The sequence below is a fragment of the Bradyrhizobium sp. S3.7.6 genome, assembly GCF_054061875.1.
In genome coordinates, this window is the sequence record NZ_JBSSEQ010000001.1 from 5,331,051 (window position 1) to 5,349,895 (window position 18,845).

General features: G+C 60.7%; 30 protein-coding genes. 14 read left to right on the forward strand and 16 right to left on the reverse strand.

Features of this window, described 5'->3' with window-relative positions:
• Positions 1–22: 22 nt before the first annotated feature.
• The 6 genes from ACVJ5M_RS25950 (at position 23) to ACVJ5M_RS25975 (ending at position 3,697) form a co-directional block, all read left to right on the forward strand.
• Entirely contained in the window at positions 23–1,183 is a 1,161-nt protein-coding gene (locus ACVJ5M_RS25950; RefSeq protein ID WP_354099610.1) for a tyrosine-type recombinase/integrase, read from the forward strand.
• The gene (locus ACVJ5M_RS25955; protein ID WP_354099609.1) at positions 1,180–1,434 is read left to right on the forward strand and encodes a hypothetical protein; all 255 of its coding nucleotides are present in this window, start codon (positions 1,180–1,182) and stop codon (positions 1,432–1,434) included. The genes ACVJ5M_RS25950 and ACVJ5M_RS25955 overlap by 4 nt, the downstream gene beginning before the upstream one ends.
• A gap of 14 nt (positions 1,435–1,448) precedes the next feature.
• Positions 1,449–1,634, forward strand: a complete 186-nt coding sequence (locus tag ACVJ5M_RS25960; RefSeq protein WP_354099608.1) for a hypothetical protein — start codon at positions 1,449–1,451, stop codon at positions 1,632–1,634.
• A gap of 473 nt (positions 1,635–2,107) precedes the next feature.
• The gene (locus tag ACVJ5M_RS25965) at positions 2,108–2,458 is read left to right on the forward strand and encodes a hypothetical protein (protein WP_354099607.1); all 351 of its coding nucleotides are present in this window, start codon (positions 2,108–2,110) and stop codon (positions 2,456–2,458) included.
• 209 nt (positions 2,459–2,667) lie between these two features.
• Positions 2,668–3,336 (forward strand): hypothetical protein, encoded by a 669-nt coding sequence (locus ACVJ5M_RS25970; protein ID WP_354099606.1) that lies wholly within the window; start codon positions 2,668–2,670, stop codon positions 3,334–3,336.
• A gap of 106 nt (positions 3,337–3,442) precedes the next feature.
• On the forward strand, positions 3,443–3,697 hold the full coding sequence (locus ACVJ5M_RS25975; protein WP_354099605.1) for a hypothetical protein: 255 nt from the start codon (positions 3,443–3,445) through the stop codon (positions 3,695–3,697).
• A gap of 354 nt (positions 3,698–4,051) precedes the next feature.
• Here ACVJ5M_RS25975 and ACVJ5M_RS25980 read toward each other — a convergent pair whose 3' ends face one another.
• From ACVJ5M_RS25980 to ACVJ5M_RS25990, 3 genes are all read right to left on the reverse strand, one after another.
• On the reverse strand, positions 4,052–5,107 hold the full coding sequence (locus ACVJ5M_RS25980) for a tyrosine-type recombinase/integrase (protein WP_354099604.1): 1,056 nt from the start codon (positions 5,105–5,107) through the stop codon (positions 4,052–4,054).
• A 68-nt stretch (positions 5,108–5,175) separates the two neighbouring features.
• A complete protein-coding gene (locus ACVJ5M_RS25985; RefSeq protein ID WP_354099603.1) occupies positions 5,176–5,436 on the reverse strand; it encodes a helix-turn-helix transcriptional regulator in 261 nt (86 codons plus the stop codon).
• A gap of 576 nt (positions 5,437–6,012) precedes the next feature.
• Complete coding sequence (locus ACVJ5M_RS25990; protein ID WP_354099602.1) at positions 6,013–6,309, reverse strand: hypothetical protein; 297 nt, start codon at positions 6,307–6,309, stop codon at positions 6,013–6,015.
• Between the two features lie 67 nt (positions 6,310–6,376).
• Between ACVJ5M_RS25990 and ACVJ5M_RS25995 the strand changes: the two genes are divergently transcribed.
• The 5 genes from ACVJ5M_RS25995 to ACVJ5M_RS26015 all read left to right on the forward strand — a co-directional run bounded on the left by ACVJ5M_RS25995 (position 6,377) and on the right by ACVJ5M_RS26015 (position 9,279).
• Positions 6,377–6,619: a helix-turn-helix domain-containing protein gene (locus tag ACVJ5M_RS25995; RefSeq protein WP_354099601.1), complete on the forward strand. Its 243-nt coding sequence runs from the start codon at positions 6,377–6,379 to the stop codon at positions 6,617–6,619.
• A gap of 372 nt (positions 6,620–6,991) precedes the next feature.
• Positions 6,992–7,591 (forward strand): hypothetical protein, encoded by a 600-nt coding sequence (locus ACVJ5M_RS26000; protein WP_354099600.1) that lies wholly within the window; start codon positions 6,992–6,994, stop codon positions 7,589–7,591.
• Between the two features lie 55 nt (positions 7,592–7,646).
• On the forward strand, positions 7,647–8,147 hold the full coding sequence (locus ACVJ5M_RS26005; protein WP_354099599.1) for a hypothetical protein: 501 nt from the start codon (positions 7,647–7,649) through the stop codon (positions 8,145–8,147).
• Between the two features lie 45 nt (positions 8,148–8,192).
• Positions 8,193–8,696: a hypothetical protein gene (locus ACVJ5M_RS26010; protein ID WP_354099598.1), complete on the forward strand. Its 504-nt coding sequence runs from the start codon at positions 8,193–8,195 to the stop codon at positions 8,694–8,696.
• Positions 8,674–9,279 (forward strand): hypothetical protein, encoded by a 606-nt coding sequence (locus ACVJ5M_RS26015; RefSeq protein WP_231141952.1) that lies wholly within the window; start codon positions 8,674–8,676, stop codon positions 9,277–9,279. The genes ACVJ5M_RS26010 and ACVJ5M_RS26015 overlap by 23 nt, the downstream gene beginning before the upstream one ends.
• Here the strand turns inward: ACVJ5M_RS26015 and ACVJ5M_RS26020 are convergent.
• A complete protein-coding gene (locus ACVJ5M_RS26020) occupies positions 9,267–9,518 on the reverse strand; it encodes a hypothetical protein (RefSeq protein ID WP_354099597.1) in 252 nt (83 codons plus the stop codon). The two genes, ACVJ5M_RS26015 and ACVJ5M_RS26020, sit on opposite strands and share 13 nt — an antisense overlap.
• 85 nt (positions 9,519–9,603) lie before the next feature.
• Between ACVJ5M_RS26020 and ACVJ5M_RS26025 the strand changes: the two genes are divergently transcribed.
• Positions 9,604–9,786: a hypothetical protein gene (locus ACVJ5M_RS26025; protein ID WP_354099596.1), complete on the forward strand. Its 183-nt coding sequence runs from the start codon at positions 9,604–9,606 to the stop codon at positions 9,784–9,786.
• Positions 9,787–10,137: 351 nt separating this feature from the next.
• Here the strand turns inward: ACVJ5M_RS26025 and ACVJ5M_RS26030 are convergent, their stop codons facing one another.
• On the reverse strand, positions 10,138–10,341 hold the full coding sequence (locus tag ACVJ5M_RS26030; protein WP_085398124.1) for a cold-shock protein: 204 nt from the start codon (positions 10,339–10,341) through the stop codon (positions 10,138–10,140).
• Positions 10,342–10,457: 116 nt separating this feature from the next.
• Positions 10,458–10,970: a hypothetical protein gene (locus ACVJ5M_RS26035; protein ID WP_456679424.1), complete on the reverse strand. Its 513-nt coding sequence runs from the start codon at positions 10,968–10,970 to the stop codon at positions 10,458–10,460.
• 28 nt (positions 10,971–10,998) lie between these two features.
• Between ACVJ5M_RS26035 and ACVJ5M_RS26040 the strand changes: the two genes are divergently transcribed.
• Together ACVJ5M_RS26040 and ACVJ5M_RS26045 are read left to right on the forward strand one after the other, a co-directional pair.
• Positions 10,999–12,090: an IS5 family transposase gene (locus tag ACVJ5M_RS26040; RefSeq protein WP_354081279.1), complete on the forward strand. Its 1,092-nt coding sequence runs from the start codon at positions 10,999–11,001 to the stop codon at positions 12,088–12,090.
• Complete coding sequence (locus tag ACVJ5M_RS26045) at positions 12,090–12,434, forward strand: hypothetical protein (protein ID WP_354081277.1); 345 nt, start codon at positions 12,090–12,092, stop codon at positions 12,432–12,434. Before ACVJ5M_RS26040 ends, ACVJ5M_RS26045 begins: the two co-directional genes overlap by 1 nt.
• 5 nt (positions 12,435–12,439) lie before the next feature.
• On the opposite strand, the gene ACVJ5M_RS26050 is transcribed toward ACVJ5M_RS26045, so the two are convergent.
• From ACVJ5M_RS26050 to ACVJ5M_RS26095, 10 genes are all read right to left on the reverse strand, one after another.
• Positions 12,440–13,420: a carbohydrate-binding protein gene (locus ACVJ5M_RS26050; protein ID WP_456679425.1), complete on the reverse strand. Its 981-nt coding sequence runs from the start codon at positions 13,418–13,420 to the stop codon at positions 12,440–12,442.
• The gene (locus ACVJ5M_RS26055; protein ID WP_354099594.1) at positions 13,417–13,584 is read right to left on the reverse strand and encodes a hypothetical protein; all 168 of its coding nucleotides are present in this window, start codon (positions 13,582–13,584) and stop codon (positions 13,417–13,419) included. The genes ACVJ5M_RS26050 and ACVJ5M_RS26055 overlap by 4 nt, the downstream gene beginning before the upstream one ends.
• 175 nt (positions 13,585–13,759) lie before the next feature.
• The gene (locus ACVJ5M_RS26060) at positions 13,760–13,957 is read right to left on the reverse strand and encodes a hypothetical protein (RefSeq protein ID WP_354099593.1); all 198 of its coding nucleotides are present in this window, start codon (positions 13,955–13,957) and stop codon (positions 13,760–13,762) included.
• Between the two features lie 2 nt (positions 13,958–13,959).
• Complete coding sequence (locus tag ACVJ5M_RS26065) at positions 13,960–14,745, reverse strand: hypothetical protein (protein ID WP_354099592.1); 786 nt, start codon at positions 14,743–14,745, stop codon at positions 13,960–13,962.
• Positions 14,746–14,761: 16 nt separating this feature from the next.
• Entirely contained in the window at positions 14,762–15,232 is a 471-nt protein-coding gene (locus ACVJ5M_RS26070; protein WP_354099591.1) for a cold-shock protein, read from the reverse strand.
• Positions 15,229–15,684, reverse strand: a complete 456-nt coding sequence (locus ACVJ5M_RS26075; protein WP_354099590.1) for a hypothetical protein — start codon at positions 15,682–15,684, stop codon at positions 15,229–15,231. The genes ACVJ5M_RS26070 and ACVJ5M_RS26075 overlap by 4 nt, the downstream gene beginning before the upstream one ends.
• Positions 15,685–15,949: 265 nt before the next feature.
• On the reverse strand, positions 15,950–16,888 hold the full coding sequence (locus tag ACVJ5M_RS26080; protein WP_354099589.1) for a hypothetical protein: 939 nt from the start codon (positions 16,886–16,888) through the stop codon (positions 15,950–15,952).
• Positions 16,889–17,220: 332 nt separating this feature from the next.
• Entirely contained in the window at positions 17,221–17,526 is a 306-nt protein-coding gene (locus ACVJ5M_RS26085) for a hypothetical protein (protein ID WP_354099588.1), read from the reverse strand.
• Positions 17,516–17,866: a hypothetical protein gene (locus tag ACVJ5M_RS26090; protein WP_354099587.1), complete on the reverse strand. Its 351-nt coding sequence runs from the start codon at positions 17,864–17,866 to the stop codon at positions 17,516–17,518. Before ACVJ5M_RS26090 ends, ACVJ5M_RS26085 begins: the two co-directional genes overlap by 11 nt.
• A gap of 113 nt (positions 17,867–17,979) precedes the next feature.
• Entirely contained in the window at positions 17,980–18,816 is an 837-nt protein-coding gene (locus ACVJ5M_RS26095) for a bifunctional DNA primase/polymerase (protein WP_354099586.1), read from the reverse strand.
• Positions 18,817–18,845: the final 29 nt, after the last annotated feature.

Sequence of the window (18,845 nt, forward strand, 5' to 3'; positions counted from 1 at the left end):
TTCTGACAGGGGACAACGGGGCATGTCCATCTACCGCGACAAGCGATCGCAATTCTGGCAATACGAATTCCAGATCCAACGTCGTCGCTTTTACGGCTCCACGGAACGGAACGATGAACTCGAGGCCCGCCAGGTCGAGGCCGAGAAAAAGCGCGAGGCGCGAGCCCAGCTCGAGCGCGAGCGAGCCGAGCAACGCGCCCCGCTGACGCTGGGCCGGGCCTGCGACCGCTGGTGGAACGAACACGGCCAGCATCTCGCCGACAAAAAGATCAAGAGCGCGCTCGACAAGATCGTGAAGGTCCTCGGCCGCAACACGGATCTGCACGCCATCACCGACGACACGGTCTCGCACCTGGTCGCGGAGCGGCGCAAGGACACGCGGCGCGATTCAACCGTGATCGAGCGCGGCCGCGAGAAGATCCTGACGCGGGCGATCACGGCGACGACGGTCAACCGCACCATCGACCTTCTGCGCCGCGTGATGCGCCGGGGCAAGGAAAACTGGAACGCCTATCTGCCGAACGAACCGACCTGGAAAAAGCATCGGCTGAAGGAGACCAAGCATCCGATCCGGGAGATCTCAGTGGCCGAGGAAACCGCGCTCGATGCCGCCGAGGATCTCGACTATGCCGAGCTGCGCCGCTTCGCGATCATCACCGGCCTGCGCCGGCGCGAGATGCTGATCACCTGGCCGCAAGTCGACTTTGAGCTCGCCACGATTCAAGTCCAGGTCAAGGGCGGCACCTGGCGCACCATCCCGCTGACGCGCGAGGCCTACACAATCCTCTGGCGCCGGCGCGGTCATCACGCCGAATTCGTTTTCACCACGAAGGCGCAGCGCAACTGGAAAAACTGGCGCGACCCGAACGATCGCCGCATGAAGGGCGACCGCCACCCCATCACCTATGAAGGCCTCGGCTCGCACAAGGACCGCACCTGGGCAAAGGCCGGCGTCAAGGCCCGCATTCACGACCTGCGCCACACCACGGGCATGCGCACCTTGCGCAAGACCCGCAATCTCCGCGTGGTGCAGGAGCTGCTCGGTCACACCGACATCAAGACGACCGCCACATTCTACACGGCGGCGAACGTCGAGGATCTGCGCCAGGCGATGGAAGAGACCAACAGCGCCCGCGACGTGACGCCGGCGCCGGCAAAGCTGGTCGACAAGAGCGGCGAATGAACAAACGCGCGCAAAAGATTACGCTCGGCGAAATGCGCGCCGGCCGCGGCGGCACGCGCGGCCTGCTGGTCTACTGCGCCGACTACAAATGCGGCCACCACATCACGCTGGCGCCGGAGACGGTCGACCAATGGCCGGACGATGTTCGGCTGTCAGATCTCGAGCCGAAATTCGTCTGCCAGAAATGCGGCCAGCGCGACGCCGACATCCGGCCCGATTTTGAGCCGCCGCAGATGGGCGCGCGCAGCTAAGGCGAGAGCAAGCGATGAAGGTGCGGCCGATGCGACCGGAGGACCAGGCCCTAGCGGCGCAGCTGGCGGAGGCCTGCGCGGGCTTGAGCCCGCTCGAGAGCGCGCTGCTGATAGCCGAGGCGATGCGCGAGGTCTACGGCGGCACCTGGAAGATCGCGGCGGACGGCTCCGGCCGCTTTTCCATCATGACTGAGAGCTGAAATTTTCCTCCGGGCGGCGCGGCGGATGTCACGTAGTAAGATGTTCATAAGCTCTTCGATATCGTTGCTGACACCTGATCAATCGCGTATGGGTTGTGGCTTCCGTTGGGAAAATTTATGGTACTCTCTCCGACCAGCCCGCTGATGTCCGCCGTCGAGCGAATTAAAACGGCGAGTATACTTGCTCCGTTGTTGGTGCTCGACGTGATCTGCGCGACGCTCGCGCTCCTTGCAACGCCGCTAATTGGTGTCACAAACAGTTTGTTGTGGGTCGCATGGATCCCCTTCCTCATATGTACGGCTTTCACTCTGGCCTCATATGTATACTGGTCTATGGTGGCTCCAAACCGTCTCCAAACCGAGCACTATCAACTAGCGCAGCAACGCCTACTGCTGATCGGTGACGAGAGAGACCCCAACAGCGCAAAGCTCATCAATAGCGCGCCAACCGCGAACAACGCGATAGATCGATCATGATAAACCCGTCGGTAAAGACCTACTGTGTCACCTTCGGCGTTGTGGATGTGAACATCGCTGCGGTGGTTCAGTATCTGTTCGACAGCGCCGACATCTTGGCTTTTTGGAATTACGTTCCGCTAGTGTACTGCGTCAAATCTCGGCTCAGCGCACGCGATTTGGCTGTGAAATTGAAGTCCTTTTTTCCTCAAACGGGTCCGTACTTGATCGCCGAGATAAATCCACAAAACGTAGATGGCATTTTGCCTAACGAGGCGTGGGATTGGTTCTATCTCGATCATCACCAGAAAACTCATGCGCCGACCTTCCATTTTCCGCCGACGCTTGAGGCACCCAAGTCGAGCTAAGACCGCGGATCTCAGCAATATCGACCGCCGTGCGCCAGATCTCCGAACAGGAAGCCGACGCCGCGCTGCGGCGCTATTGATTATGCCTACTCCACCCGTTCCCGCGTGAGTGATGCACGAAGGCGGCGGCGCCCGCCGCGCGAGCGCCGACGTGCGACCGGATTTCGACCCACCCAAGATGGGCTCGGGCAACTGAGGATGGACCAGGAATGACTACGAACTCCATGAACCCAATTGAGGGAATGAAGGCGCTGCAGGGCGCTCTCGGCAGCGAGGATCTTGCGAAGCAAATTTATGCCGACGCCAGCGCCGCCGATCGCCAGGAGCGACGCAATCATTTCGAGGGCCGGCTAGAATTCGCCAAGCAGAAGGCGACGGCGGCGGCCGCCGCTGAGGCCTCATTCAAGGAGTACGGCCTTCAAACGCTGAAGTGGCTTTTCCTGCTGAACGCCGGCGCTATCGTCGCAGTCCTGGCCTATATTGCAGGCAAATATCCAAGTACTAAGCAGGCCACATCGGTCCTGTGGGCTATCTGGCCTTTTGTCGCGGGGTGCATCGGCGTCACAGCGGCAGGAGGTATCTCGTTCTTCAATTTCTCATACCTCGCCGGCACCCACCCCACCCAGGAATCCCTAAACAACTTTCTGAACTCGACAGAAACGGAGTGGCCGGCGGGCCACATGCAGAAGAGCGGCGAGACGCGGGCCGATTTCTTTCGACGCCAGCAGAAAGTGATCAACGGCACGAGGTCCGCTGCCATCGTGGTGGCCCTGGCAGCCGCGATCTTCTTCGTGATCGGCGTCGCCCTGGTCGGACGAGCAGCAACGCAGCCCGCACCGGCTGAATCGCCGACGGCTGCGGCCGCGCCGCAGCCGTAGCGGCCGCGTTTAAGGCCAAGCACGGCCCGGAGGCGCTGGCGGCTGCGTACAGAGCAGCTAATTTGCGCGAGGAGAGCTAAGGGAATGACGGCGAAGGGTTGATCGAATGAGCAGGGAAAACGAGCGCTTGAAGATCCAGGCGGGCTTTTGGAATGGCCTGGCGATCGCAGCCGGAGCCGGCGGCATCATCCTGCCGGTGCTGCAGGCCTATTCCAACGATCAAGTCTGGATCGCGCAGGTATTCCCTCACTTTTCGAAACTCGCATACACCACGCTCCTCCCGATCGTGGTGGGCTTCTTTTTTGCGTGGATTTTCCATGGAATGGCGAAGTCGTTCGCCGACCGAATGACAGACGACTAGCCAGACCCCGCTAGGAGCCCCGCCCATGCGTTCAAACACCCCGGCCCCGCACACCGACACCCCCGAGGCGAAAATAACGCACCCACAGGCCCCGCTCGCGATCGTGGCGCAGAAAGCAAAGCGCCGCGGCCCGTCAACGGACACCGCGGCGCTCGTATTCCAAGGGGATTCGAACCCCTAACCTCCCCTTTACGAAAAGGGCGCTCTGTCCGGTTGAGCTATGGACGCATCGCCCAAATGGGTGGCGACACGCCGTTGTTCAAGGAATACCCCGGAGAAATCCCCGGAGTTGCGCAACGACGCAACCTAAGCCTTTGCTGAGTAGCGGATTTTGCAGCCGCGTCCGGCGTGTTTCTACTCCGCGGGTTGCAGGTTCGAGTCCTGCTGGGATCGCCATTCTGTTTTTCCAGCCGATGATTTCAATAAGTTATCGTCGTTTTTGCCTAACTCGTCCGGTGGGTTAGGCAATCGGATATCAAACCCGCCTTCAAGTTTCGCCATCGCGGATACGGCAAGTTTCTTGCGCGCAGCTTCGCGACAATACCGCTCGATTTCGCGGATATCGGTGTGGCCGGTGATGCTCATAATCTCCAGCGCGGTGCAGCCTGTTTCCGCTAGGCGTCGGCACGCTGCTTTACGCAAGCCGTGTGGCGATGAACGCGGAGGCAGGCCAGCGTCGCATGCCGCTTCGCTAATCCACGTGGAGAACGCTTTCTCGCTGCGAGCGCGGCCGTACATAGTTGCGATGAAGGCCGGGCCATCCTTCGGGCAATCGGCGATATAGCGCGCCAGGTCGCTATGCACCGGAATGCACAACTCAACATGGCCCTGGCTCTTCTTTGTGCTGATGACGAAGCCGTCCTTGGTGAGATGTTTCCACCCCAGCCGTACCGCATCGCTGCGGCGCAGCCCGGTGTGCAACAGCACCTCCATTGCAAGCCGCAGCGGTGTGCCAATGTTATGCCGCTTGCGGAATGCGGAGATATCTTCCTCAGTCCAGGTTCGATGACCAGTGGTTTTCAGCTTGACCCGCTTGGCGACTACCACCGGATTATCACTGCGCATCCCGGCCGACACGGCATAGTCCATCAGACCTTTAAGCCGCTTCCGGAAGTTGCTCGCGGCGGATGGCGTATCGGCCATCTCGTCAATTAGCTTATTGATGTGTTTTGGCTGAAGGCCAGCAATCGGCCCTTCGCCGTGCTTATCAACGAAGCGGTCCAGAACGCCGCGATAGGTGGCCTTTGTCGTTTCAGCCAGCACCTTGAATTCAGTCGAGCCATAATAGCCGCGCACGGCCGCCGCTATGCTGCCGACCTTGACACGCCGCACCTCTGGCATCGGTTCGTCCGTGCTCATGGCCGCACGATAGGCCGTCCAGAATTCTGGCGTGTACAGCGGCGCGGGCAAGGCGACTTGCGCCCTGCCCGGTCGTCGCAGATATACGCGAGGCTTGCCGTGCCTATCGATGTACTCGTTTACGAATTTAGGCTTTCGCCGTTGCATGCCTTGTCCCAATAGTCGTCGTTGTCATTTGCGACTGATGCACAATCAAACAGGCGGTCGAGGTCGTTGCGGTCCCATACATCCACGCCCAAGATCACCTTGGGTGGTGGAACCTCGCCCTCTTTGCGCTTCCGGTCAAAGTAGCTCGGTGAAACACCGATGTACCGCGCAGCATCCACTCGCCGCAGGCCGCGAGGCACAACGCGTTGGTTGTCGTTGGCTGGATTGGGCAAGGCGCGCCCCTGAGAAAACTGCTCTGCTTACCTCGCCGGCGGGAGCCGACGCACTCCACGGTCTATACACGGTCGCTTGAGAACAAATGCGGCACACACCGTACGAATGATTGATTTGTAACAATTCGTTACTTGCGTTTTAATAGAGGGTGCCCGCCCACGCTGCGTAGCCCCAGGAACCGCTGTTGCGGCTCTTCAGTTATTTCTGGCTGGCTCGCCGAATCGAGCTGGCGGAGCGGCCCCGGCCTAACCCCCTAAGCCCCTGCAGCCGGGGCCGTCTCTCCGCCCGAAGAAGCGCACGATGGATTGCTTCATTTGCGAAGACATCGGCTGGGTCTGCGAGAACCATCGCGACTACCCTTGGGACGGGACTTGCCCTTGTGGCGGAGCTGGCGTGCCGTGCCCCCGCTGCAACGTGCCGGTGGAGGGGCAGCCGCCTCGGCCACCTGAGGGCTTCAGGACGGTGTTCGACAAGAACGGCTGGCGACATTGAGATGAGCGAAATGGCGAGGTCGTTCGGCAGGGAGGCGCCCGCTCCAGCTGCAAAGCTGGGGCGGGCCTCCACGGGGAGTGCTCTTAGGCCGCCGCCCCCAGCCGCTCGACGTCGGCGCGCAGGCTCTCGCGAATCGCATCCAGCCAGCCCGTGGTGGGGTCGGTGGTCAGTTCGGTGATAAGGAGGCAGGCCTTGGCACCGAACTCGGACCAGCTTGCTGATGGAGTGGCGACGATTTCTTTTTGAATCTCGCAAGCGGCTGCACCGAGCGTGTCGGCAATCTGGTTGGGAAGCGGACCGCGGGCCGGGTCCGTGAGATGTGTATGGGTGTTGACGAGTCGGGAGAGGATCGTCCGGTAGGATTCGGCGGCTTGCGGCATTGGGCGGGTTCCTATAGTGTGCATTTATCACCCTTATGGTGACAAATGCACTATACAGGAATTAACCATGGTGACAAGTGCACAAATCAGAGCTGCGCGCGGTTTGTTGAATTGGACCGTTCGCGACCTTGCGGAGAGATCGGGCGTGCATAGAAACACCGTGTCCAGGGTTGAGACCGACGCAACGGCGCCCGGCCATTCCATAGCCGCCATCCGTGCCGCGCTCGAATCTGCCGGCGTCATCTTTCTAGATGACGGCCAATCGCTCGACGGCGGACCGGGCGTGAGGCTGGCGAAGCCGAAGGCCTAGCCCCACCCCCTTCTTAAGTGGCCCTTTCGCGCGTTGGAACGTTTGGTGCCGCGGCGCGTCCTTGAGGCATCGATCCTGTTGCTTGTGGATCGACCGATGGACACAGTAGTTGCCTATGCGATCTCGGCCTTTATCGTCGGCTTTGGCATCGGGATCTTCATTGCCGGTCTAAACTCTGGCGCTCCAGCTTTGTGGGCCTGCGTCGCCCTGATACCCATCGCGATAGGGCTCCTGAGCGCTTTCGGTCCCAAATAAACAAATCCACCCCCGACATTGGGGCGCTTCGCCGCGTCCACAGGAATGCTAGTCGGCGAGCATTGTCCCAACACGAATCGACTTGACGCTCCGAGCCTTCGGACTTTGGAGGCCACAATGTCTAATTCCGCCGATGTCGTCAGTCCGAACGCTCCCCTACGGCTGCGCAGGGCTGCAGAACTCGCGTTTCCTGGCGGCGGCATGACCGCAAGCGGATTGCGACGTGAAGCTATCCGGGGACGACTTGTCATTGAGCGGATTGCAGGCAAGGATTACACCACACTCGCGGCCATCGCGAAGATGCGCAACTTATGTCGTGTGCCCGCTAAGCTCGAAATTTCTGTTGGCCGGCTGAATTTCACGCCCGAGCGCCCTATCAGTGAGCACACCCTCAGCTTTCTGGTGCGGTCAGATGTTCGGCTAAACGGCCCTCTCAATCTTCGTGAACGCCTGCGCTCGGATTGTGCCGAGACCGACAAGGCAAATAAAGCGCGGCCAATTTCGAAGAGAGAGCGGGAAGCTTTGAAATTGTGTTTCGAGGCGCGTGGGACGTCGATCGCCCTAAGCACACATTGGCCGCGAACGGCGCTGTGGCTCGTGCTCCACGGCTTTATTCAGGCCACGGGCCACGATCAGCGGGGAAACAGAATCTATCGGATCACCCCCGAAGGCGAAGCGGCCTGGCTGGCCATTGCGGGCGGCGCGGCTAAAGACTAGTTGCCCTCTCCGATTGGCTCGCCTTATGGTGGCGGCGGGTTGGGGGAGCCTTTCCATGAAGATGTTTTTCGCAGCGCTCGCGCTGTTTGCAGCTTGCGGCAATTCCGCTCGGGCGGCTGACTGCACTTCCATTGCTGACACACAGGCCAGGCTGGCGTGCTTCGACAAAGCGGCCAAAGCACCAAAGGCGGCGATCAAGAAACCTCCCACCGACGAGTTCGCTGATGCCAAGGCGGCGCTAGTGCGCAAGCTCACCGATCCCGAATCCGCGCGCTTCACCGACCTTTTCAAGGTCTCTACGCCCGATGAAGGTGAAGTGACTTGCGGAATGGTCAACTCGAAGAACCGCATGGGCGGTTATGCCGGCGCACGAGGCTTCATCTTCCATAAAAGGCAAAATCTCGCCACGCTCATGCTCAGCGGTGGATCTGATCCAGATTATCGCGGAGAGAATGCCGCATCATATTGCGTCTACTGCGCGAACGACCCTCGCGGTGACCGCGAATTCTCCGTCCACTGCCCGTCGCTCATAAAGTCATACAGATCGGCCCGCTGACTCGACCTGCCTCGCGCTACGATCAACGATTCGAAAGGTTCAGCATTGGATACACTCTACGAGATTGCCAAGGCCGTCGGCGCCGCTTCCGGATTGCTGGCTATCAGCCTCTTGCTTTGGGATCGCTACGTTAAGCACGTCCCCGTGGCTGTCATCGTCGCTAGACCGCTCATGGCAGGCAGCCGTCAGATAGTCCCCTTCCTGCATCTCAAAAATCCCAGTGATCGACCCATTCTGGTTTCGTGGAAGGACGGAGACCACAGGAAGATGCGCGTCGCCAAAGGGCAATCGTTAGAAGGCGTGCTTCAAACGATGTTTGAGGGCGATACAACTATATCTTTAGACGCCGGTGCAGATGCCGTTCTCCCGATCTTCAAACCCCGTGACTACGACAACATCAGCCCCGAAAATCAAATGGAGCTATGTCTGCGTTGGAAATTCGCGCAACCGCGCATATGGAAAGTGGACCGATCGATCGTGGCGTCAATTAAAAAGATCGACCTGGATCGGCTCATAGAGGGTTATCGTGAGCACGACGATGAAGGATAAGGGCGGCTCTGAAGTTGCCCTCGGGGTACTGGCGGCTACTGCCTTCTGGCTAATAGTAGCCATTCTTGTAGGTGATCCTGCCCGCTTCAAAGACTATGCCGCTCCGGCATCAACCGTCTTTGCGGCGATCACGGCTGGCTGGATCGCCTATCGCCTGGGCCAAAGTCAGATCGCGGTAGCGAAGGTCCAGGCAGACATTGCCGAGCGCAACTGGAAAACTTCCAACGAAAAGATTGTACTCGATCTATTCGATAAGCGGCTCGCCATTTTTGAAGACATTAGAGGATTAGTGGGCGAGGCTTGCCGTAGCGGCACCGCTCCTGACGACTTATTTTTTCGGTACGGACGAGCGATCGATCGCGTGCCCTATTTCTTCGGTGAGGACGTTCAAAAATACGTGGAGAAGATCCGCCTTCATCTGATCAACTTAAACCTCGCCAACACGATGATGCAAAATCTCATCGATCCAGAACGCCCGACATGGGTCAAAAGACGCGGAGACGAATTCGTGGCTATAGCCAAGTTCTACGAGGAAGCCCCGCGCCTTTTTGGCCCGTACATGAAAGCCCATCAGAAGGCGTAGCGCGACGCAACGTACCTTCGACTCGCTGTGCACCCGTAATGCGCAGCGAGGTTTGCAGTCTGGAATTTAGCCGCACCAAGCGATTTGGCGACGTCGTCGATCTTCTTGGGTGCCTTGGTGAAGGCGCTCGCAAGGTTGCTGTCAACGCTGCCAATAGACGATACCAGCTTATCAAGCTGGCGTTGCATGGCTCGTGTGTCAGCCGAAATAGATAGAACTAGTTGCTCGTTGTCGGCCATTAAATCTTCGAAATGAAAGTGAGTGTTTGTTGCGCAACGCGCACCATGTGCTAGACCGCGCCATCAACATTGATGGAGCGCCGCCTTGGCCAAGAAGACAAAGAAGACTGTTCGCCGCGAGTGGACTAAGGCCGACATCAAGGAACTCAGAGCGCACTCCAAAGCACGGACGCCTGTCGTCAAAATATCCAAGATGACTCAGCGCACCGAGGGAGCGCTGCGTCAGAAGGCGTTGGTGTTGGGCTTTGGTTTGGGCCATCAGCGGTAATGGATCACGCTCGGTCAATCCGCCAAATTTCGATATTGAGTTGACATTAATATGACGCGATCGAGCGCAAACTGCGACGTGCGCCGTAGCTGCCCTAGATAGTTACGGCCATTGGGTGGAGGGTTCGTCATAGCCAGCCCCGGCGGGCCCTCCCCTCTCCCTCAGTCAGCAAAACTGACCTATTAAGTTTCTTTGCAAGTGTGGCCTGGATGACATTGCGCCTCGGTAAAGTCGCGGTAGGCTTTATTTGCCGGGGCTGGACTCCATATTGCACCTAATCATTTTACCCGGCTGGCCGCAGTGGTCCGCCCCTGCGGCCTTTTCACGTACAGGGCATCCGCTTGATCAGCATCACCCGATCCGCAGATTTTCCGCAGAGTCTTTGCCGCGGTTGTTCACGACGTCGAAGCTCACCTTGGCTCCCTCTGCGAGCGACGTGTAACCAGCCTTCTCAACCGCCGAGATGTGAACAAACACGTCCTTGCCGCCGTTGTCAGGTTGAATGAACCCGTAACCCTTCGTCGGGTTGAACCACTTTACAGTCCCCATAGCCACTTAACTTCTCCATTTTTCAAAAACCAAAACTAGTGCCGGAATTTCGACAAAAGAAAGGCTGGTCGGAGGGCCGCGTCCGGCCAAACATCAGTCGTCACAGACCTTCGGGCAGGTACTTATGCAATCCTAATTGCAGTAATCGTGCTGTCGCGATTGCCCTGGTTCGTTCGGTTTGCCTCGATCTTCCCTGAAGTTGACGAGTAGTCGCGCACACTCACCCGCAAATTTCCGGCAGGGTTGGTGATAATGCCACTTAACGCAATCGATGCATCCTGACTGGCTGCGGACGTGAAATCAGCCGCGGCGGCTATCACAGTGGTTCCGTCCCAAAGCTTCACCAAAAAGCCGGCAGCTGCCGCGGCGTCCACCACCGTCACCGTGGCGCTGACAAACCATGTTCCCGAGGTGCCCTGCGCGACGCTAGGTCCATCGAAGTAGTTTGAGGTATTGTTCAGCGTCACGTCTGCGCCAAGCGATCCCGTGATGGACGTGATGGATGCAGCCGCTCCAATATTGGCCCGCGCCTGCACCTGCTGCGGGCTCGTCAGCGACTGCGCCGCCGCATAGCGAACCACCCCTAGCAGGCTGTTGAAAAAGGCACTCGCCGTCGACCGGCGACCGTGATTCATTGGCTCCGACGAGATTCGGAGATGGTGCGTGCGCGGCGGGGACAATCGAACGGGCGAGCTGTTCAGCTACGTTGACCTGGAGGCGCGGGTGCGGCGTGATCATCCGCTGCGAGCGACCCGGACGATTGTGAACGAGGCGCTGTCGGCGCTGGAGCGCGAGTTTGCCGCGCTCTATTCGCCGATTGGGCGGCCGTCGATCCCGCCGGAGAAGCTGCTGCGGGCGATGCTGTTGCAGGCGTTTTACTCGATCCGCTCGGAGCGGCTTCTGATGGAGCGGTTGGAATACGACCTGCTGTTCCGTTGGTTCGTCGGAATCGGCGTCGACGAGGCGGTCTGGGACCATTCGGTGTTCTCGAAGAACCGCGACCGACTGCTGGAAGGCGACATTGCGGCGAAGTTCCTGGCCGCGGTGCTGTCGCAGCCCAAGGCGAAGAAGCTTCTGTCGAGCGATCACTTCTCGGTCGATGGCACGCTGATCGAGGCTTGGGCCTCGATGAAGAGCGTCAAGCCTAAGGACGGCGCGGGCGAGCCGCCGGCGCAAGGCGGCGGGCGCAATGCCGAAGCGGACTTCCATGGCCAGAAGCGCTCGAACGACACCCATGCTTCGACCACCGATCCGGACGCCAGGCTGTACCGCAAGGGCAAAGGCAAGGAGACGAAGCTGTGCTTCATCGGGCACGGACTGATGGAGAACCGCCACGGCCTGGTGGTCGACACCTGCCTGACGCTGGCTGACGGGCATGCCGAACGGGTGGCCGCGCTACACATGATCGAGCCTCGTGCTGATCGGCCGACAGCGATCACGCTTGGCGCCGACAAGGCCTACGACACAGAAGACTTCGTCAATGAGCTGCGCTCGATGAACGTGACGCCGCATGTTGCGCAGAACACCAGCGGCCGCAGCTCTGCGATCGACGGGCGAACGACCCGGCACGGCGGCTATGCCGTCAGCCAGCGCATCCGCAAGCGCATCGAGGAGGCATTCGGCTGGATCAAGACGGTAGCCGGGCAAGAGAAGACCAGCTTCCGTGGCCGTGATCGCGTAGCATGGGCTTTTACCTTCGCTGCCGCCGCCTACAATCTGGTGCGGCTGCCCAAACTGATAGCGGAGACCGGCTGATGGCCAAGGTGCCCGGCTTCGCAAAGGCCTTTGCCGGCCGCTGGCGCATCGTCGAAATGGACAACTGGGACAGCGACTTCCTCGATCTTGCCGAAGAGGCGCATCTCACCTTCGATGGCAAGTCCGACGGTGAAGTCGCCTTCGGTGCGCTGAAGGGCTTCCTCGACGTCCGCTACGGCGCGCGAGACGATTCGCCCTGCGCGGAGTTCTCATGGGAAGGGCACGACGAGAATGACCCCGTCTGCGGTCGCGGATGGGTTATGATCGGCACTGCTGGCAGGCTCGTCGGCCATTTCTACATACACAATGGCGACGATTCAGGCCTCGTTTGCGAACGCGGCTGAGTTCTTCAACAGCCTGCTAGATTGGCTGCGGCGGTCGCTGCATTTGCCACATCCGAAAGATTATTCGCGCTCGACAGGTCGCCCGCGCCGGGTTCGCCGGCCAGGTTGAAATTCCAGGCCGTCCCCGTGCCGCTGCCGCTGGTCTTGTCGCTGGTGATGGTAAGCGTTGTGCCGCTATAAGTCGCGACACCTTCGAGCCATCCTGTAACGCCAGCCGTCGCAGTGGCCCGCACGCGCGCTCCGTTGGTGTAGGCGAGCCCGGCTTGCGTGGTGAACACCTTGGAGCCCGTGCCGATCGCGAGCGACGTCGTCGACGTCCCGCCATAGCCGGCGCCGGTTGCGCCCGTCGCACCTGTAGAGCCGTTAGTGCCGTTTGTTCCCGGATCGCCCTTGCTCGCCAACAACTGCCAGTAGGTCGCGTTAGGCGGCGTGTGGTTGGTGTGGTCGAGAACGCAAACGTAGCTAGACCCGCTCAGCGTCACGACGTCGCCAGCCGCATAAGCGGTCGCACCACTCCACGCGCCCTTTAGCTGAAACGCCTTATAGATACCGAGATAGGTCCAGACGCCGCCCACCTTTGCCCACGTCTTGCCGGTCGTCGGCTGGAAAGCATACTGCCCATCGTCACCGAGGGATGGGTCCGGTGTGGTCTGGTTGACGTTTACGAACACGAAGAATCCAGACGTGTCCATCGCACTGACGAGTTGGTCAACAGATCGCGCGTAGGTCTCGCCGACGATGCGCTGTTGCGACACCTTCCAGATGGTGTAGGACGCACCGCTCACGGTGGAGCCCGGCCAGGGCGTAATGACTAAATGCGTGTCGTCGGTGACATCGGTGATCGTCGCGAGGAAATGCCCGCTCTGGAAAAGATCGCCAGGCTTGACGTTTCCGGCGCTGGACCAAATCGTGCTCGTGCCGGTGACGGTCGTTCCGTCCGCGGAAACCGCGACGGTGCCGGTGGAGTATGAATTAAGTGCGGTCAAGACTTCTTTTCCTCAATGCGTTTTAGTGCTTCTTCGATACGAAACCACTGGCCGTCGACCTTCCGCCAGACCTTGCCCGTGGATGGCTGGAAGGCGATCCAGCCGCGAGCTTGGGGCGGCGGTTCGGTGAGTTCGGGCGGTAGGTTGCCGAGATTCAATTTCATTTGTGGTCCTTCATCAGCTGCGCCCGCAACCCGAGCACGGCATCGGCAGGCAAATGTCGTTTGAAATGTCACGCATAATATAATCTCATTTGTTGCAAAGAATTGGTTGGGCGGACGCGCTGTTCCCCGAACGCGCCCGCCCGCTGCCACGCCGCCAGAGGAACAGCGCGCGGCGTTACTCCATTTCTTTCCAAACCAACCGCTGATCACGCGGCTTCGCGGCCTTCACCTGGGCTTCGGCCTCCCGCAAACGCGCGCTGCGGCTGGCTGGCTTTTTCTTCGCAACGTGTTTTGCCACGTCCGCCCTGCATACCGCGTCCAGCTTAGCAACCAGGCCGCGAAGTTCAGCGCGGCTGTCTTTCTTCTTCGTCATTATCAAACTCCGGAATAAATCAATTCATGGCTTGCCGGCAGCTTCCAGTCCGGCCTCTTGCCGGCGCCTACGTGTTTCAGTTCGATTGCGCGTTCGATAATTGAGCGCAGCGGGGAATATTGCTCAGCCAGGTCGCCGAATTCCGTCATCAAAAGCGGCTTCAGATAGCGCCGCTCGATGCCGTCAAGGCGCGCCTGATCGACGAATTCGTGAGCGGCCAGCACGGCGTCACCAAGCTGGCGCGAAGCATCGACGACGGTCTCCACGAGCTTCTGATAATCAGGCGCGCGCTCTGCCACCACCAGTTTGGAATATTCTCGACGCGCCTTCGTCAACTCAGGCGCAAGAAGTTTCAGCGCCTCTGCGATGCTCTCCAACTCCCGGCCAATTTCCTTGTAGCGCGACTCATCGGGCCAATTCGGCGGGAGCGGCGGCGGGTTGATTTCATGCTCTGGCTGCGGGCTCAGCAGTTCGCCGACCAACGCAACTGCACCCTCGTGCCGCACAATTGGCTGCGGTTTCGGTTTGGGCAGTTGCGCGACCCAGCCCAGAACAGACCGGCGCGCAGTTTCCGCCAGGCTTACTTTGCCGGCATTCAGCGTGACGCGTTCCTCACCGGCAGCATCAACGGTGCGCACAAGGGTTTGCGGCGCGCTGTCGTTCAGATCGAGATAAAGCGCGTCCTGTCTATGCAGAAGCTCGCGCTGCCTAGTGAGGAGCGCCGCGTATTTCGGATGCACCGCCGCAATCTTGTCGATCAAGGTGGGTTCGGATTTGGTTTTAGCCAATTGTAGTACTCCGTATTCAGTGGTTAGCATGTGTGTTGTGCTCGATACCGACGACGACCGGGCGCCCATCGCGCTCACCGACTTCAAAAAGGACGCGAGTGCCGATTGCGGCGGGCACGCCAGTCCGCTGAAGGTCCCCGAGCCGACAGAAAACGCGCACGCCACGCCTATCGTCCCTCGCAACGAAGACGTAACGTTTGCCTTCATTGACGTGCACGATCCGGCCCGCGATTTTTCGCTGTGGATCGTCCTCAGCATCCTCGGGATCAGGCTCGTCCCAAGTGCGCAGGCGCTTCGCCCACTTGACGCGCAGTTTTCCGCTGTGGACTTCGGTTTCGAATTCGACGGGAACGCCGTCGCAGGGTTCGATTCCGGCGTGCTGCAGCACGCTGGCATGAACGAACACCGCTTCGCCGGGTGGATAATCGTATTCGACAAAACCGAACGATCTCGCGTAATTCCAACGCGCCAATCTTCCCCAGCTCATTCCGAAAAATCCTCGATTATCGCGCGGAGTGCCTCGCCACTGATTGCGACGACCCGAGTGGTTGCCGCGCGGACGGACTGGCCGAATTCCAATTGCGTCGCGCCGGTCAGCACCGTCACAGCCGCGGGATCGAGTTGAAGCACGACCGACAAGATCGGCTCGGCGGCGACGCGGCCCGCAATCAGAGACTCGAGCCAATCGTCGAGGCGCAGGTTGCCGGCGGTAAGCGCGGAAACCTCCCGGACCGTGGCTGGCGCGTTTCCCAGGCCATTGTCGGCGATGGCAGCCAGTAACAGCGTGGCGAGTTGCCGGTGGGATAGATCTGGCCGCGTGCTGCCAGTCGTCACGGGTAGCAAGCCGGCTTCGCTGACACGCTGCACCAGCGCGGCCACGCGATTAACATTCAGCCCCAGTCGATGCGCGACGACCTGGGTGGCCCTGCGCTTTCTCATGGCGTTTCAAACCTATCTATTTGTTGAGAAATGAAATGATGGCGCACGTCCAGTACATCCGTGGGCGCGGCCAATTTGTGCGGCAACTTTTGTTGCCCTCTTTGGAAATACGGATTGACGCCCCGGTTTAGGGACGTCGACGCTCAATTATTTTCCCGGCCACGGTGCGCAGCCAGCAGCGCGCCGAGTTGTCGCCTGCAGCGCGCGGCGGAGGTGCGTCCCTTTAAAGCGCCCGCTGTTCGGTAGCCTTCGATCGCACCCCGCCTTAGCGGGCGCCGCTACGCCCGCCTACCAACGTCCTTAGCGCCGCGAACGCCTCGTTCACCAGAAAGATGCCCCGTCTCTCAGCATGTTTGCCGCGATGGCCTCGGCTCTCTCCGATGTCACGGGCGGTCGCGTCACTGATCGCGAGGTCCAATATCTCCGCGTGCGCGCCAAGTGCCTGCCGCAGGGATTTGTCATCCGCGAACCGCACCTGTTCGCGCTCCGCGAAGCAGTCGATCGGCGCGCCGGCCCTGCCCGTCGAAGCGGACGTACCGGCTAGAAAGTTTGCACCTGCGGCAACCGGGGCATCTGTGTGCACCAACCAGCGGAAGTCCCGCGCTGGCGGCTTCTCGCGGCTGCCCTTCTCCGCCCGCAGTCGTTCTACCGGCTCTAGCGGAACGCCCCTGCTGGTGCGGCCATAACGCACGAGACGGCCACGGCGGAACACCAGCGGGCCGATATAGGCCATGTCGCCTTCGATGGTGACGACGGGATCAATAACCGGCTGGACGTCAAACCGCTTACCGCCCTGCACGGTGCAATGAACCGAGACGCGCCTTGCCGGTGCGGATTCCCATGCACGCTGCAACTCCTCGATGCCGGGCCGGATCTCCAAATCCTGTTCGCCCTCCGAGAATCCGGCATTCGCGGGCTCATCGCCGTCGTCGACGATTATCTCGGGCTCGGCGTACACGTCTGCAGCCGGCGCCGCTTGCAGATCCCGCCAATACCGCCAGAGATGCACGACATCGGGAGCCACCCGGCTGAGGCGTTCAAGGGTCGGTGAATTCAGCACCGGCTCTGGGTCGCGCTGGGTGCGCTGGACGAAGGCGCGGCGGGCGGCAAGGCTACTGAAGCTGGCGGCCGTGACGGGGGCGTTGTCGTTGGCTGGCGTGGGCTGCCAGGCGGTCAGGACGTCGCGGAAAGCAAGGGCGGACATGTGGACTCCAGTTGTCTGTGGCTGCGGCCCAGGTGCGGGCCGGTCGGTTACAGGTGCCGCCGTGGTGGGCAGCGGCGGGGCTGTGGTGCGGTTCGGGTTGGCGTGGGGGTCGTGTGATGCGGGCGTGATGGGCGCTGCGGCGCGCGCTGTTGGTTTGATTTCCGAAATAATCAAACAATCAAAAAAAGTTACACGTGCCTGAGCGGCCGGTTTGCTGGGAATCTGGCGGCCAGGCTTTGCCGATACCCCCCCATGTTTTCATTTGCAGCCGCGAGAATTTTCGAAAGCGGCCGGTAGGCAGGCGGTGGGGGGCCAGGCTTTTGCCCCGCCCCCTACTCTGTGCCAGCCACCGCAATCAGTTCTGCACGAACCGCCAAGGCCTTCGGGACTGACTCCAGCCAACAATGGCCGGCGAGGTACGTCCCGCCCTCGCGAACATCGAGTGGAGACGCCTCGAATAGCTTTAGACCTAGCGCAAGATGCAGGGCCTTCCACGTCTCCAGGTACTCGCGGCGTCGCCCGCCCTCTTCTTCCCATTGCTCAAAGGGCGCCAGTTCGCGGGCACGGGCGAACAGGACCACAGCCTCATCACTGATCTGGAATTTACGTTCCTTGGATCTCCGACGCTTAGCGGGCATTGGCGGCCCTCCTATTTGAATTGAGTGCTGGCGGCCGCGGTGTGCTGGACGGTGGGGCGCAATCGAGGTCTAGTTCTCGGACTAGGCGGGCGAACGCCAGCCGGCTATCCCGCTCGATCGCTACCTCTGGCCTAGCGCGCGGCGCGCCGAAGCGGTCGACGAAGGTCATGCCTTCTGTTTGAATTACAGCACGTGCCGCCTGAGCGCTGTCCCAAGCCTCGGCCGCGAGTTGCAGCAGTCGAAGGTGATGCGGCTCAAGATCAAATTCGTCGGTCACGGCGCGCCACCATTTCTTGGTGGGCGCCTTGAGGTGCGATGGGGCTGGATTTTGCTTGGTCATATCGTCTCTCCCAAAAATCTCGTTTGAACGGGGTCGGGCCACGGTACAGTGATTGGATGCGGGCGGTAGGCAGGCGGTGGCGTTTGAAGATTTGACCCACCCCGTACCCATGGTCACGCCCTGACCTTCCGCAACAAGCGGCTGATGTCAGGCATGGGCGTGCTGTCGCGCTCAGGCAGCGACCTCGGTTGCTTCGTGCCTGCGTCCAGCCCGCGCCGGATGGTTGCCCGGACAGCGCGCTCGCCGTCGACTGCTACCAAGCCGCAGGACGTGGCGGCATCCCACAGGCCAGCCTCTGCATAGGCACGGGCCAATGCTCCGGCGCCGACCAACGTGCCCAGCCGGAATGCGCTGGTGTTGAGCTGGTACCCCCTATTGCCTGCCGCAGCGCCCGACAGCGCGGCAAGCTCCGCCTTCAACGCGCCAGCGACGTACGCATCATGCTCTCCCGCCGCATAGGGCTGGCTGGGTCGCGGTACGTACGGCTTGGGCCGAATCAGCGCCAGTAGCCATTCCGGCGCTACGGCGGGCGGCAGGTCATGCTCCAGCGTGTATCCCGGATTGCCCGGCACGAGCACAAACCCACCCTGGCCCCTTACGTCCCAGGCGGGCGACAACCTGCCCGGTGAGTTGCCAAGCCCAACGTGGCGGAAATAGAAGTGGCGCCCGCCGCTCCGCGTCCTGACAGTGCGCGTCGGCGGCAGGCTGTGCGGCAGGTCGGCCTCGGTCGCGCCCTTATACGAGTCCATGTCCAGCACCCAGACGTTGGTGCGCTCGCCGGTTGGCATGCCGACGAGAGCATCAGGCCAGTCGGACCACCACCTGCGCAGCACGTGCGGGAAAACAGAAGCGGCTTTAAAGCCGCTGGAAGTGTACGGTCGTTTGTTCTCTGGTCGGCAGGGAAATACAGGCACGCCTGCCGCGGCAAGCGTGAGAGCTAGGTGGAGCATGGCTGGGTAGCTTTCCGAATTTGGGGCAG

Coding starts and splice junctions, on each gene's coding strand:
- ACVJ5M_RS25970 (WP_354099606.1), top strand. CDS start 2,668: ATGACTACGAACTCCATGAACCCAATTGAGGGAATGAAGGCGCTGCAG.
- ACVJ5M_RS26095 (WP_354099586.1), bottom strand. CDS start 18,816: ATGCTCCACCTAGCTCTCACGCTTGCCGCGGCAGGCGTGCCTGTATTT.
- ACVJ5M_RS26020 (WP_354099597.1), bottom strand. CDS start 9,518: ATGGCCGACAACGAGCAACTAGTTCTATCTATTTCGGCTGACACACGA.
- ACVJ5M_RS26075 (WP_354099590.1), bottom strand. CDS start 15,684: ATGAGAAAGCGCAGGGCCACCCAGGTCGTCGCGCATCGACTGGGGCTG.
- ACVJ5M_RS25950 (WP_354099610.1), top strand. CDS start 23: ATGTCCATCTACCGCGACAAGCGATCGCAATTCTGGCAATACGAATTC.
- ACVJ5M_RS26045 (WP_354081277.1), top strand. CDS start 12,090: ATGGCCAAGGTGCCCGGCTTCGCAAAGGCCTTTGCCGGCCGCTGGCGC.
- ACVJ5M_RS26000 (WP_354099600.1), top strand. CDS start 6,992: ATGTCTAATTCCGCCGATGTCGTCAGTCCGAACGCTCCCCTACGGCTG.
- ACVJ5M_RS26085 (WP_354099588.1), bottom strand. CDS start 17,526: ATGCCCGCTAAGCGTCGGAGATCCAAGGAACGTAAATTCCAGATCAGT.
- ACVJ5M_RS26060 (WP_354099593.1), bottom strand. CDS start 13,957: ATGACGAAGAAGAAAGACAGCCGCGCTGAACTTCGCGGCCTGGTTGCT.
- ACVJ5M_RS26055 (WP_354099594.1), bottom strand. CDS start 13,584: ATGAAATTGAATCTCGGCAACCTACCGCCCGAACTCACCGAACCGCCG.
- ACVJ5M_RS25965 (WP_354099607.1), top strand. CDS start 2,108: ATGATAAACCCGTCGGTAAAGACCTACTGTGTCACCTTCGGCGTTGTG.
- ACVJ5M_RS25995 (WP_354099601.1), top strand. CDS start 6,377: ATGGTGACAAGTGCACAAATCAGAGCTGCGCGCGGTTTGTTGAATTGG.
- ACVJ5M_RS26080 (WP_354099589.1), bottom strand. CDS start 16,888: ATGTCCGCCCTTGCTTTCCGCGACGTCCTGACCGCCTGGCAGCCCACG.
- ACVJ5M_RS26090 (WP_354099587.1), bottom strand. CDS start 17,866: ATGACCAAGCAAAATCCAGCCCCATCGCACCTCAAGGCGCCCACCAAG.
- ACVJ5M_RS26005 (WP_354099599.1), top strand. CDS start 7,647: ATGAAGATGTTTTTCGCAGCGCTCGCGCTGTTTGCAGCTTGCGGCAAT.
- ACVJ5M_RS25975 (WP_354099605.1), top strand. CDS start 3,443: ATGAGCAGGGAAAACGAGCGCTTGAAGATCCAGGCGGGCTTTTGGAAT.
- ACVJ5M_RS26070 (WP_354099591.1), bottom strand. CDS start 15,232: ATGAGCTGGGGAAGATTGGCGCGTTGGAATTACGCGAGATCGTTCGGT.
- ACVJ5M_RS26035 (WP_456679424.1), bottom strand. CDS start 10,970: ATGAATCACGGTCGCCGGTCGACGGCGAGTGCCTTTTTCAACAGCCTG.
- ACVJ5M_RS25990 (WP_354099602.1), bottom strand. CDS start 6,309: ATGCCGCAAGCCGCCGAATCCTACCGGACGATCCTCTCCCGACTCGTC.
- ACVJ5M_RS25960 (WP_354099608.1), top strand. CDS start 1,449: ATGAAGGTGCGGCCGATGCGACCGGAGGACCAGGCCCTAGCGGCGCAG.
- ACVJ5M_RS25955 (WP_354099609.1), top strand. CDS start 1,180: ATGAACAAACGCGCGCAAAAGATTACGCTCGGCGAAATGCGCGCCGGC.